Origin of the sequence: Isoptericola halotolerans (assembly GCF_013149785.1) — a bacterium.
In the GTDB taxonomy this organism is placed as follows: domain Bacteria; phylum Actinomycetota; class Actinomycetes; order Actinomycetales; family Cellulomonadaceae; genus Isoptericola; species Isoptericola halotolerans.
Map to the genome: position 1 here is coordinate 471,006 of NZ_JABEZU010000003.1, position 11,796 is coordinate 482,801.

Genomic DNA, 11,796 nt, shown 5'->3' on the forward strand with positions numbered 1-11,796 from the left:
TACACGCTCGCCCGCGGCTCGTGTCAACCGCGCTGCTCAGCGCCTCGCAGCACCTGCGACGCCGTCCGTTTCCCTGCATACCGCGCGGTCGGTATGCTAGGCGCACAGTCCACGACGAGGAGGTCGTACCGTGCAGATCACCGGCGCCGTGCTCGAACGCTGCGGGGCACCCGCACCCTGGGCCGACTCACGCCCGCTGACCGTCGGACCGCTCGAGCTCGACCCACCCGGCCCCGGCGAGATCGCCGTCCGCATCGAGGCCGCCGGGTTGTGCCACTCCGACCTGTCCGTCGTGGACGGCAACCGCGTGCGCCCCACCCCGATGCTGCTCGGCCACGAGGCCGCCGGCATCGTCGAGGCTGTCGGTGACGGCGTCCCTGACGACGCGGGGACCGATGTCGGCACCCGCGTGGTCATGACCTTCCTCCCGCGCTGCGGGCGGTGCGAGGCCTGCGGCACCGACGGTCGCCTGCCCTGCTCGGTCGGGTCGGCGGCCAACGCGGCCGGCGAGCTCGTCGGCGGCGTGCGACGGCTGCACCGCGACGGCGCCGACGTCCACCACCACCTGGGCGTGAGCGCCTTCGCCACCCACGCCGTCGTGTCGGCCACGTCCGTGGTCCCCGTGCCCGACGACGTCCCCGCAGACGTCGCGGCGCTGCTCGGCTGCGCCGTGCTCACCGGCGGCGGAGCGGTGCTCAACGCGGGCCGGCCCGCCCCGGGCCAGGCGGTCACCGTCGTCGGGCTCGGGGGCGTCGGGATGGCCGCGCTGCTGGTCGCCCGGGCGCTCGGCCACGAGGTGATCGGCATCGACACGATGCCCGCCAAGCTCGACCTCGCCCATGAGCTCGGCGCCCGCGCTCTGACCCCTGCCGAGGCTCTCGACGCCGGTCTGCGCGCCCCCGTCGTGGTGGAGGCGGCCGGGAACGCACGAGCCTTCGAGACCGCCTACGCCCTCACCGCTCCCGGCGGGACGACCGTCACCGTCGGGCTGCCCGGGCCGGACGCGCGAGCGAGCATCTCCCCGCTGAGCCTCACCGCGGAGGCACGCACCGTCATCGGCTCCTACCTCGGCTCGGCCGTGCCGAGCCGCGACATCCCCCGATACGTGGAACTCTGGCGAGCAGGACGCCTGCCGCTGGAACGACTCGTCTCGGCCCGCATCGGGCTGGACGAGCTGCCCCGCGCACTGGACCGCCTCGCCGCCGGCGAGGAGCTGCGCCAGCTGATCACCTTCGACGAGAGGAACCCCGCATGACCAGCACCACCCCCCGCGTCGCCGTCGTCACCGGCGGCGCCCGCGGCATCGGCGCCGCGACCGCAGCCCGGCTCGCGGCCGACGGGCACGCCGTGGCCGTGCTCGACCTGCTCGAGGACGTCGCCGCCGAGACCGCCGCGAAGCTCACCGCGGACGGCCACCGCGCGATCGGCGTCGGCGTCGACGTCGCCGACGAGGAGTCCGTCACCGCCGCCGTCGGGCGCGTGGTCGCTGAGCTCGGTGCGCCGACCATCCTGGTCAACAACGCCGGCATCCTGCGCGACAACCTGCTGTTCAAGATGTCCACCGACGACTGGGACGCCGTGCTCGGCGTGCACCTGCGCGGGGCGTTCCTGGTCACCCGCGCCGTGCAGAAGCACATGATCGACGCCGGCTGGGGCCGGATCGTCAACCTGTCCAGCACCTCGGCGCTCGGCAACCGCGGGCAGGCCAACTACGCCGCGGCCAAGGCCGGCATGCAGGGGTTCACCAAGACCCTCGCGATCGAGCTCGGCAAGTTCGGCGTCACCGCCAACGCCATCGCGCCCGGGGTGATCGCCACCGACATGATCGCCGAGACCGCCGAGCGCGTCGGCGTCCCCCTGGAGGACTTCCTGGCGCACATGGCCAAGGAGGTCCCGGTGGGCCGCGTCGGACAGCCGCAGGACATCGCCGCCGCGGCGTCGTTCTTCTGCTCGGAGGAGGCGTCCTTCACCAGCGGCCAGGTGCTGTACGTCGCCGGTGGGCCGAAGGCGTGAGCGCGGGGAGCCCCTGCCAAGGGACGCCGAGGAACGAGGTGTACCGCAGCGAGGCACCGCAGCGGTCACGCGAAAGGAGAACGGCATGAGCGGTGTCATCCGCGTCGAGAGCCCCGCAGCGCTTGCCGACGCCGTCGGGCAGCAGGCGACCGGCGAGTGGTTCACGATCGACCAGGACCGGATCGCCGCGTTCGCCGACGCCACCGAGGACCACCAGTGGATCCACCTGGACACCGAACGCGCGAAGGAGGGACCGTTCGGCACGACGATCGCGCACGGCTTCCTCACGCTGTCGCTGCTGCCGCGCCTCACCGGCGAGCTGATCGAGGTCGGCGCCGTCGCGATGGCGGTCAACTACGGGCTGGACCGGGTCCGGTTCCTCACACCGGTACCGTCCGGCGCCCGGGTACGCGCGACCACCGAGGTCACCGGGGCGGAGCCCACCGCCCAGGGCGTGCGGCTCGCCGCGACGGTGACCATCGAGATCGAGGGGGCCGGGAAGCCTGCGCTCGTCGCCGAGAGCCTGTCGCTGTACGTCCCGGCATAGCCAGGCAGTCCCCCGCCGAGCATGCGATGGCGGCCCGTCAGGAACGCCTGACGGGCCGCCATCGCATGCTCGACCGTCCTGAGGGCATGGTCGACACGCTGATCGGGTCGACCCGGGGTCCCCGGTCGCTGCACGTCCCGCAGCCCTCACCCTGAGCGCCGAACGTACTCGGCGGTACACACGGCGTGGTCGGCGCCGCCCGACTCCTGTCCGGCAGGATGGCCTCATGCCTGATGCGACGTCGCAGCCCCGTTCCCGCGCCCAGCGCATCACCGACACGCTGGCCATGCTGCAGAGCCCGGCCCGGGACGCCTGGGTCGCCTCGGCGTCGTCGGACGACGACGGCGCGGCGCACCCGTACCTGATCCCGCTGTCCCTGGTCTGGTGGGACGAGCGGATCCTGCTCGCGCTCCCGGCGGCGTCCCGCACAGCACGCAGCATCGCCGCCACGTCGACGACACGACTCGCCCTGGGGCACACCCGGGACGTGGTGCTGGTCGACGCCGTCGCCGAGCAGACCGTGCCCGTGGCGGACGCGCCGGCGGACCTCGCCGAGGGATACGCCGACCAGGCCGACTGGGATCCGCGCAGCGATCCGGAGGGCTACGTCTACCTGGTCCTGCGGCCCCTGCGCATCCAGGCGTGGCGTGAGGTGGACGAGATGCCCGGGCGGACCGTCATGCGCGACGGCGCGTGGGTCACCTGACCCCAGGTTCGCCGAGCATGCGATGAGGGCCCGTCCGGTGATCCGGACGGGCCCTCATCGCATGCTCGGCGGGGCAGACGGCATGGTCGGCCGGGGCAGGGGCTGGGCTCAGAGCCGCTCGAGCACCATCGCCATGCCCTGGCCACCGCCGACGCACATGGTCTCCAGTCCGTAGCGACCGCCGGTCGTCTCGAGCCCGTTGAGCAGCGTCGTGGTGATCCGAGCGCCGGTCATGCCGAACGGGTGCCCGACGGCGATGGCCCCGCCGTGCACGTTGAGCTTGTCCTCGTCGATGCCCAGCTCGCGGGCCGACGGGATCACCTGGGCGGCGAACGCCTCGTTGATCTCCACCAGGTCCATGTCCTCGATCGCCAGGCCCGCGCGATCGAGGGCCTGGCGGCTGGCCTCCACGGGGCCGAGCCCCATGATCTCCGGGGACAGACCGGTGACACCGGTGGACACGATGCGGGCCAACGGCTGCAGACCGAGCTCGTCGACCACCCGGTCCGAGACGATGACGAGCGCCGCCGCGCCGTCGTTGAGCGGGCAGGCGTTGCCGGCCGTCACGGTGCCGTCGGGCCGGAACACCGGGTCGAGGCCGGCCAGCTTCTCGACGGTGGTGCCCGGGCGCGGGCCGTCGTCGGCGGCGACGACGGTGCCGTCCGGCAGCGTCACGGGCGTGATCTCGCGCGACCAGAAGCCGTCCGCGATCGCCTGCTCGGCACGCTGCTGGGAGCGGGCGGCGAACGCGTCCTGCTCGTCGCGGCCGATGCCGTGCACCGAGGCGAGGTTCTCCGCCGTCTGCCCCATGGCGATGTACGCGTCGGGGAGCTCGCCGTCGCCGCGCGGGTCGGCCCAGACCGGCGCTCCCCCGACGGCACGCTTGGCGGTGCGCTCCGTGGCCCCGGCGAACCGAGGGTTCTCCAGGTCCTGTCCCTCGATGTAGTCCGACGAGCCCTTGACCATACGGCTCACGGACTCGGCCCCGGCGGAGACGAAGACGTCACCCTCACCGGCCTTGATGGCGTGGAACGCCATGCGGGTGGACTGCACGCTGGACGAGCAGTAGCGCGTCACGGTGGTGCCGGGGACGCCGTCCAGCCCGAGCAGGACGGCGACGATCCGCCCCATGTTCATCCCCTGCTCGCCGCCGGGCAGGCCGCAGCCGAGGATCAGGTCGTCGATACGGTCCGGGTCGAGGGCGGGCACCTTGGCGAGCGCCGCCTCGACCATCTGCGCGGCGAGGTCGTCGGCGCGCATCTCGCGCAGCGATCCCTTGTAGGCCCGCCCGATCGGCGAACGGGCGGTGGCCACGATGTAGGCCTCGGTCATGATCTGGGTCCTTTCTCGGGTCTCACACGAGTTCGTGTCGCGCGAGTCTTCACACGAAGGCCGCGTGGCCGGTGATCGAGCGGCCCACGATGAGCTGGTTCATGTCCCGGGTGCCCTCGAAGGTGTAGACGGCCTCGGCGTCGGCGAAGTACCGCGCCACCCCGGTGTCGAGCGTGATCCCGTTGCCGCCGCAGACCTCGCGGCTCAGGGCGACGGTCTCGCGCATCCGGGTGGTGACGAACGCCTTGGCCAGGGCGGCGTGCTGGTCGCGCTGCGCACCCTCGTCCTGCATCTGGGCGAGGCGGACGCACATCGCGAGGCTGGCGGTGATGTTGCCGAGCGAGGTGGCGAGCTTGTCCTGGACGAGCTGGTAGGACGCGATCGGGTTGCCGAACTGCTCGCGTTCCTTGGTGTACCGCACGGCGGCCTCGTAGGCGCCGATCATGGTGCCGAGCGCCTGCCAGGAGACGCCGTCACGGGTCACGCGCAGCACGTTGGCCAGGTCCTTGAAGCCGTTGATCCCCTGCAGGCGGTCCGACTCGGCGATCTCGACGTTCTCGAGCGTGATGTCGGCGTTCTGCACGATGCGCAGCGACTGCTTGCGCTCGATCTTCGTGGCGGTGAAGCCGGGCGTGCCCTTGCGCACGATGAAGCCCTTGACCTGGTCGTCGGCGGTGTCCTTGGCCCAGACGACGACGACGTCGGCGAACGTCGCGTTGCCGATCCAGCGCTTGGCGCCGTTCAGCACCCAGGTGTCGCCGTGGCGGGTGGCGGTGGTGCGCAGACCGCGGGCGGTGTCGGACCCGGACAGCGGTTCGGTGAGGCCGAAGGCGCCGATGAGGTCGCCGCGCGCCATGGGCGGGAGCCACTGGGCGCGCTGCTCGGGCGAGCCGCCGAGGCCGATCGAGCTCATCGCCAGGCCGCTGGAGACACCGATGAAGGTGCAGAAGGAGGAGTCCACGCGGGCCAGCTCCATGCCGACCCAGCCCCGGAAGACCGCTGAGTTCTCGAACTGGGCGGTCTCCTCCCAGGCGGCGCCGACGGAGCCGAGCTCCGCGAACGGCTTGAAGAGGTGGACGGGGCACTCGGCGCGGTCCCAGTAGTCGTCCGCGAGCGGGCGCACCTCGCGCTCCATGAAGTCGCGGACGCGGCCGACGGCTTCCTGCTCGACAGGGGTGAGCTGGTGCTGGAAGCCGTAGAAGTCGACCTCCAGCTGCTCGGGTACCGCAAGAGCGGCGGCGGGGGTCGCCGGGGTGGTGAGAGTCATGGTGCTCCGATCGTCGTCGATCCGTGGCGTCAGTGTGCATCATTCTGCGAGATGTTGCACACCTCGCGCAACATCCGGCTAGGCTGCTGCGCATGCTCTCCCCGTCGAGCGACATCGCCACCGTGGGCCTGCGGGCCGCGCCGACCCGTCTGTCCGCGCGGCTCGTGCCCGGCGTCCACGCCGATGCGCTGCGCGCCTTCGAGCAGGCACGTGAGACCTTCGTCTCAGGTCACCGCATCGACATGGGCGGGCTCGCGACCGAGCTCGGCGTGGACCGCACGTCCGTCTTCCGCTGGGTCGGCAACCGCGACGCCCTGCTGTCGGAGGTGCTCTGGTCGCTCGCCGTGCCCACGCTGGTGCAGGCCGAGCGGGCAGCGTCGGAACCAGGGCCCGACGGCGCAACCCCGGTCGGCGCGGCGTACCTGGCCGCTCTCCTCAGCCACTTCGCCACCGACCTCATCGAGGCGGACTACTTCCGCACGTTCCTGAGCCGCGAGCCCGCCCGGGCGCTGCGCCTGCTGACCACCTCGGCGAGCCCCATCCAGCAGCGCTACGTCGCCACGGTCGAGCCGCTCGTGCGCGAGCACCTCGGCACCCGGCCGTTCGACGGCGCCATCGACCGGCATGCGCTCGCCTACCTGCTCGTCCGGGTCTCGGAGTCCTTCACCTACGCCGACCTCATCGCCGGCGAGCCGCCCAGCACCGACGCCGCGCGCTCCGCCTTCCGCCACCTGCTGCGCGTCTGAGCGCCCTCCGTTCGAGAGCACAGAGAGGACCCCTATGCCCATCGTCCGCCACCCCTTCGCCCTGCGCTGGAACGACAACGACCAGTACGGCCACGTCAACAACACCGTCTACTACCAGGCCATGGACACCGCCGTGAACACCTGGATGATCCGCGAGGCCGGCCTCGACCCCGCGGGAGACGTGCGCGGCTACTGCGTGGCGTCCTCGTGCGACTTCCGTTCCCCCGTCGCCTATCCCGACGACCTCGAGGTGGGCATCGGTGTCGGGCGCCTCGGCACGACCAGCCTGACGTGGGACCTGCAGATCCTGCGCGCCGGCGACGACACCCCGGTCGCCGAGGGGCGTTTCACGCACGTGTTCGTCGACGCCGCCACCCAGCGTCCGGTGCCCGTGCCGGCGCCGATCCGGGCCGCGGTCGAGGAGCACCTGCTCGAGAAGGTCACCTGACTCCCGGTCAGCGGCCGTCCCACCATCGCAGCAGGAGAGTCCCTGCGAGCGTGAGCCACGGCGAGGGCTCCCCCACCGGCACGTCGACCTCGAACCAGACCTCGCCGGGATGGCGGTGGTCGCGGGCCCAGGTGCCGTCCGCACGTCGCGCCGCACGGACCCGCTCGACCGCCTCCGACAACCGCTCGTCCGGCGCCTCACCGTCGTAGGACGCGGCGCGGCGGACGTAGTCGGCGGCGCGCAGGATGCTGTAGTGCCCGTGGGAGGGGTGCTCGAACCGCAGCACCCAGGGCGCGAACAGCTCCCCCGTGGACCGCCGCCGCATCAGTCCACGGGCGAGCAGGTACTCCTGACCTGTCCGACGCGCCTCGCGGGCTCGGGCGTCACCGCCGACCCTCTGCTCGTAGTCCAGCAGGCCGTCGAGCACGTTGAGCGTGGACCAGAACGACGAGACCGTCGCGCCCGCGACCCACTCGCAGTTCCAGCCGCCGTCGGCCATCCGCCCGTCGACCAGGCGGTCCAGGATGCCGGTCACGTCCACCCCGAGCCAGGCGCCGTTGGCCAGGGTGAAGGCGTTGATGCAGCAGTCGACCTCGCCGTCCCAGTAGGGCAGGTCGTCGTACTCCCAGCGGCAGTCCCGAGCGAGCATCGCCGGGGTGTCGTTGTCGCGGAGGACGGCGGCGTCCAGACCCCACTCGCGCAGCGCCACGAGGGACCAGGTGGTCGCCGTCCACGGCTGGGGCGGGTCCACCTCGGCGAGCTGGACGTCGAAGTACGCCCGGCCGCCCGGGAAGTACGCGCCACCCGCCCACCGGCCGTCGTCGTCCTGCAGCGCCAGGAGCCGCGCCCCGAAGCCCTCGGTCGCGACGCGCGCCCGCGTCGCACGCCATGTCGCCTCCGGGAGGGACAGCAGGTCGCGTTCCACCTGCCACCGCAGCGCGGGGTCGGAGTCCAGCAACCACTCCGTCGTACCGGTCATGCGGCGAGCGTACGGCGACGTCAGGCCGCACGCTCCGGGGAGGATGCCGGCGCGCTCGACCACATACCGACCGCGCGGTATGCTGCCAGGAGCCCCGGCACCGAGGCCGGGTCCGAGCGAGAGATGAGGTCGTCGATGACCGACGTGCCCGGCCTGGACACCGCGGGCCTGTCAGCCTGGATGGCGCGCGAGCACCCGGAGCTGGCCCCGCACCCGGACACCCCGCTGTCCGCCGAGGTCATCGCCGGGGGTCGCAGCAACCTGACGTACCGCGTCGACGGTGCGTCCCTGCCCCTGGTGCTGCGCCGCCCCCCGTTGGGTCACGTGCTGTCGAGCGCCCACGACATGCGCCGCGAGCACCGCGTGATCTCCGCGCTGGGAGCCAGTGACGTCCCCGTACCGGCGACCGTCGACGTCGTCGACGACACCACGCGCGGCGAGGTCACCGGGACCACGTTCTTCGTCATGGAGCGCGTGGAGGGCACCGTGCTCTCACGGCCCGAGCAGAACGCCGGCTTCACCACCTCGGGGCTGCACCACCTCGGCCTCACCCTCGCCCGGACCCTCGCGGACCTGCACCGGGTGGAACCCGCCGACGTCGGCCTGGCCGACTTCGGCCGCCCCGACGGCTACCTCGACCGTCAGCTCACCACCTGGCGGCGCCAGTACGACGCGTCGCGCTCGCGCGGGCTCCCCGCCCTGGACGAGCTGCAGGAACGGCTCACCAGCCATGTCCCGGACTCGGGCCGGACGGGCATCGTGCACGGTGACTACCGCCTCGACAACGTGCTCGTCGCCGGCACCCGGCAGCGGCCCACGATCGCGGCCGTCCTCGACTGGGAGATGGCCACGCTCGGCGACCCCCTCGTCGACCTCGGCCTGCTGGGTCTCTACTGGGACATCCGCTCGCTCTCGGCGGGAGCCGTCGCCGCGAGCGCCGTCGTCCCCGACGTCGGCTACCCGACGTTCGACGAGCTCGTCGACACCTACGCCGCCCGCACCGGGACGACGACGCCCGACCTGTGGTGGTACCGGGCCTTCGCCGCCTACAAGCTCGCGGTGATCCTCGAGGGGATCCACTACCGCTACCGTGCCGGCGAGACCGTCGGCGACGGGTTCGACACCATCGGCGACCTCGTCGCCCCGCTCGCCGCCGACGGTCTCGCCCGGGCGGCGGCCCGACCCAGGAGCACCTGATGGACTTCTCCCCCGACGACCGCACGAGCGAGCTGACCGACCAGGTCCGTGCGTTCCTGCACGACCACGTCCTGCCCGCCGAGCCCGTCCTGGACGCCCAGCTCGCCGCGACCCCCGACCAGTGGTCCTTCCGGCCCGTGGTCGACGAGCTCCGCGCGAAGGCCCGCGCCGAGGGCCTGTGGAACCTCTTCCTGCCGTCGCAGCGCGGCGCGGGCCTGACCAACCTGCAGTACGCACCGCTGGCCGAGCTCACCGGCTGGAGCACCCGCCTGGCACCGGTTGCGCTCAACTGCGCCGCCCCGGACACCGGGAACATGGAGCTCCTCACGGAGTTCGGCACCGCGGCGCAGCAGGAGCGCTGGCTCGCCCCGCTGCTCGAGGCCGAGATCCGCTCCGCGTTCTGCATGACCGAGCCCGACGTCGCCTCCTCGGACGCCTCCCAGATCGGCACGCGCATCCGTCGCGACGGCGACGAGTACGTGATCGACGGCCGCAAGTGGTGGTCGACCGGCGCCATGAGCCCCGACTGCCGGCTGCTCATCGTCATGGGCAAGACCGACCCGGCGGCGGCGAAGCACCAGCAGCAGTCGATGATGCTCGTGCCGCGGGAGACCCCCGGCGTCCGGATCGTCCGCCCGTTGACGGTCTTCGGGTACGACGACCGCGACCACGGCGGCCATGCCGAGATCGAGTTCGACGACGTCCGCGTGCCCGCCGAGAACCTGCTCGGCACCGAGGGCGGCGGCTTCGCGATGGCCCAGGCCCGGCTGGGCCCCGGCCGGATCCACCACTGCATGCGCGCCCTCGGCACGGCCGAGCGGGCGCTCGCGCTCGCGGGCGAGCGCGCGCGGAGCCGCTCCACGTTCGGTGTGCCGCTGTCCGAGCAGGGCGTGGTCCGCCAGTGGGTCGCCGAGGCGCGCGTCGAGCTGGAGGCGCTGCGCCTGCTCGTGCTCAAGACCGCCTGGCTGATGGACACCGTGGGCAACCGCCGGGCCATGACGGAGATCCAGGCCATCAAGATCGCAGTGCCCCGTGCCGTCCAGCAGATCCTCGACCGGGTGATGCAGGTCTTCGGCGCCGCCGGCCTCTCCGGCGACCAGCCGCTGGCCGAGATGTTCGCCGGCGCCCGCGCCCTGCGGATCGCGGACGGCCCGGACGAGGTGCATCTGGCCTCGCTGGGCCGACGTCAGCTGCGCGCCTGAACAGCCACCGCCGTACGGCACGACGGCCCGCCTCCCCGATCGGGAGGCGGGCCGTCGTGCCGTGCGGTTCAGGTCACTCGGAGGGCACACCGTCGTTGGTCAGCGGCACGTGCTGCGGCTCGACAGGCGTCACGGCACCGTCCGCCACACGGTAGGCCGCGCCCTCGACGAAGTCCTGCACGCCGGCGTCGACGACGGCGATCTGCACGCTGTCGTACGCGGCGTGGTTGTCCGCCGAGTAGGTCAGCGGGAAGCTCCCGTTGCCGACGAGCTCGCCGGACTCGATCACCTCGAGCAGCGCCTCCCGGGTGGGGTCCTCGCCCGCCTTGAGCAGGGCCTCGGCGAAGGTGTAGCCGACGCTCATGCCGTAGACGACGTTGCCGTCGAAGATCGCGCCGCCGTTGTACTCGGCGTTGATCTCCTCGAACAGCTCGGTCCACTCGTTGCCCGGCGCGTTCTGCAGGTAGTTGAGCGACACGAAGCCCTGCAGCAGCTGCGGTGCGACGTCCTCACCCAGGAGCTCCACCAGGGTCGGGTAGTCCCCGCCCGACGACGACGCACCCCACTGCGGGAAGTAGCCCATCTGGGCCGCGGTCCCCACCGACAGCGCTGTGAAGCCGTTGATGGTGGCGAGCAGGTTCACCTCGCAGCCCGCGGCCTGCATGGCACCGAGCTGCGCCGTGACGTCCTGGTTCGACGTCGAGTAGGTCTGGTACTCGCTGACGCCGTCCTCGCCGGTCGCGATCTTCACGCCGGCGAGGAAGGACTCGCCGAAGTCGTCGTCCTGGCCGAGCACGCAGACCACGGCGTCGGGGTCGGCGTCGAGGAAGTGCTGTGCGAGTGCCGCACCCTCGACGACGTAGTCGACGTTGAAGGCGAAGGTGTACGGGTACTCCTCGGGCTGGTTCCACAGCTCCGCGCCCGAGGCGACGAACAGGTCGGGTACCTCGTTCTGGTTGAGGAAGTCCAGCACCGAGGAGTGCGGGGGGGTCCCCAGCCCGTTGAGGAGCGCGAAGACCTCGTCCTGCTGGACGAGCTCGCGCACCACGGTCTGCGTGTTCGCCGGGTTGTACCCGTCGTCCTTGACGAGGTACTCGATGGTGCGCCCGTGGATGCCGCCGTTGTCGTTGAGGTAGTCGAAGTACGCCTTCGTCGCGGCGGAGATGCCGGCGTACCCCGACGCGGCCGGGCCGGTCAGCGGCTGATGGGTCCCGATGGTGATCGAGTCCTCCGCGACGCCGGGGGCGGCCTCGTCGGCTCCGCCGCAGGCGGACAGGACGAACCCGACGGCGACGGCACTCGATGCCGCCGCGACGGTGCGCACGCGGTGGCGTGCAGGGGTGGGAGTGGTCCGCATGG

At 72.3% G+C, this 11,796-nt stretch carries 12 protein-coding genes; 8 read left to right on the top strand and 4 right to left on the bottom strand.

Translation table 11 applies throughout. From position 1 onward, the window contains the following. Positions 1-130 precede the first annotated feature (130 nt). From HDG69_RS14350 to HDG69_RS14365, 4 genes are all read left to right on the top strand, one after another. Complete coding sequence (locus HDG69_RS14350) at positions 131-1,255, top strand: zinc-binding dehydrogenase (protein WP_171784493.1); 1,125 nt, start codon at positions 131-133, stop codon at positions 1,253-1,255. After that, positions 1,252-2,013, top strand: a complete 762-nt coding sequence (fabG, locus tag HDG69_RS14355) for a 3-oxoacyl-ACP reductase FabG (protein WP_171784494.1) — start codon at positions 1,252-1,254, stop codon at positions 2,011-2,013. The genes HDG69_RS14350 and fabG overlap by 4 nt, the downstream gene beginning before the upstream one ends. A gap of 85 nt (positions 2,014-2,098) precedes the next feature. Next, positions 2,099-2,560 carry a MaoC family dehydratase gene (locus tag HDG69_RS14360; RefSeq protein WP_171784495.1) on the top strand — a complete coding sequence of 154 codons (462 nt, stop codon included), beginning with the start codon at positions 2,099-2,101 and terminating at the stop codon, positions 2,558-2,560. A gap of 226 nt (positions 2,561-2,786) precedes the next feature. Continuing rightward, positions 2,787-3,266: a pyridoxamine 5'-phosphate oxidase family protein gene (locus HDG69_RS14365; protein WP_171784496.1), complete on the top strand. Its 480-nt coding sequence runs from the start codon at positions 2,787-2,789 to the stop codon at positions 3,264-3,266. A 108-nt stretch (positions 3,267-3,374) separates the two neighbouring features. On the opposite strand, the gene HDG69_RS14370 is transcribed toward HDG69_RS14365, so the two are convergent. Next, positions 3,375-4,598: an acetyl-CoA C-acetyltransferase gene (locus HDG69_RS14370; protein WP_171784497.1), complete on the bottom strand. Its 1,224-nt coding sequence runs from the start codon at positions 4,596-4,598 to the stop codon at positions 3,375-3,377. Positions 4,599-4,647: 49 nt separating this feature from the next. After that, a complete protein-coding gene (locus HDG69_RS14375) occupies positions 4,648-5,865 on the bottom strand; it encodes an acyl-CoA dehydrogenase family protein (protein ID WP_171784498.1) in 1,218 nt (405 codons plus the stop codon). Positions 5,866-5,957: 92 nt separating this feature from the next. Here HDG69_RS14375 and HDG69_RS14380 point away from each other — a divergent pair, with 92 nt between their 5' ends. Together HDG69_RS14380 and HDG69_RS14385 are read left to right on the top strand one after the other, a co-directional pair. After that, positions 5,958-6,611: a QsdR family transcriptional regulator gene (locus HDG69_RS14380; RefSeq protein ID WP_171784499.1), complete on the top strand. Its 654-nt coding sequence runs from the start codon at positions 5,958-5,960 to the stop codon at positions 6,609-6,611. A gap of 34 nt (positions 6,612-6,645) precedes the next feature. Further along, a complete protein-coding gene (locus HDG69_RS14385) occupies positions 6,646-7,059 on the top strand; it encodes an acyl-CoA thioesterase (protein WP_171784500.1) in 414 nt (137 codons plus the stop codon). A gap of 7 nt (positions 7,060-7,066) precedes the next feature. Here HDG69_RS14385 and HDG69_RS14390 read toward each other — a convergent pair whose 3' ends face one another. Next, positions 7,067-8,038 (bottom strand): squalene cyclase, encoded by a 972-nt coding sequence (locus HDG69_RS14390; protein ID WP_171784501.1) that lies wholly within the window; start codon positions 8,036-8,038, stop codon positions 7,067-7,069. Positions 8,039-8,173: 135 nt separating this feature from the next. Between HDG69_RS14390 and HDG69_RS14395 the strand changes: the two genes are divergently transcribed. Together HDG69_RS14395 and HDG69_RS14400 are read left to right on the top strand one after the other, a co-directional pair. Then, positions 8,174-9,235: a phosphotransferase family protein gene (locus tag HDG69_RS14395; protein ID WP_171784502.1), complete on the top strand. Its 1,062-nt coding sequence runs from the start codon at positions 8,174-8,176 to the stop codon at positions 9,233-9,235. Then, positions 9,235-10,437 carry an acyl-CoA dehydrogenase family protein gene (locus tag HDG69_RS14400; RefSeq protein ID WP_171784503.1) on the top strand — a complete coding sequence of 401 codons (1,203 nt, stop codon included), beginning with the start codon at positions 9,235-9,237 and terminating at the stop codon, positions 10,435-10,437. The genes HDG69_RS14395 and HDG69_RS14400 overlap by 1 nt, the downstream gene beginning before the upstream one ends. A 73-nt stretch (positions 10,438-10,510) precedes the next feature. On the opposite strand, the gene HDG69_RS14405 is transcribed toward HDG69_RS14400, so the two are convergent. Further along, positions 10,511-11,794, bottom strand: coding sequence for an ABC transporter substrate-binding protein (locus HDG69_RS14405; protein ID WP_171784504.1), 1,284 nt, complete (start codon positions 11,792-11,794; stop codon positions 10,511-10,513). Positions 11,795-11,796: the final 2 nt, after the last annotated feature.

Bases quoted from the DNA above. Each gene is read 5' to 3' on its own strand.
- fabG (WP_171784494.1), top strand. From the start codon at position 1,252: ATGACCAGCACCACCCCCCGCGTCGCCGTCGTCACCGGCGGCGCCCGC.
- HDG69_RS14360 (WP_171784495.1), top strand. From the start codon at position 2,099: ATGAGCGGTGTCATCCGCGTCGAGAGCCCCGCAGCGCTTGCCGACGCC.
- HDG69_RS14365 (WP_171784496.1), top strand. From the start codon at position 2,787: ATGCCTGATGCGACGTCGCAGCCCCGTTCCCGCGCCCAGCGCATCACC.
- HDG69_RS14370 (WP_171784497.1), bottom strand. From the start codon at position 4,598: ATGACCGAGGCCTACATCGTGGCCACCGCCCGTTCGCCGATCGGGCGG.
- HDG69_RS14375 (WP_171784498.1), bottom strand. From the start codon at position 5,865: ATGACTCTCACCACCCCGGCGACCCCCGCCGCCGCTCTTGCGGTACCC.
- HDG69_RS14380 (WP_171784499.1), top strand. From the start codon at position 5,958: ATGCTCTCCCCGTCGAGCGACATCGCCACCGTGGGCCTGCGGGCCGCG.
- HDG69_RS14385 (WP_171784500.1), top strand. From the start codon at position 6,646: ATGCCCATCGTCCGCCACCCCTTCGCCCTGCGCTGGAACGACAACGAC.
- HDG69_RS14390 (WP_171784501.1), bottom strand. From the start codon at position 8,038: ATGACCGGTACGACGGAGTGGTTGCTGGACTCCGACCCCGCGCTGCGG.
- HDG69_RS14395 (WP_171784502.1), top strand. From the start codon at position 8,174: ATGACCGACGTGCCCGGCCTGGACACCGCGGGCCTGTCAGCCTGGATG.
- HDG69_RS14400 (WP_171784503.1), top strand. From the start codon at position 9,235: ATGGACTTCTCCCCCGACGACCGCACGAGCGAGCTGACCGACCAGGTC.
- HDG69_RS14405 (WP_171784504.1), bottom strand. From the start codon at position 11,794: ATGCGGACCACTCCCACCCCTGCACGCCACCGCGTGCGCACCGTCGCG.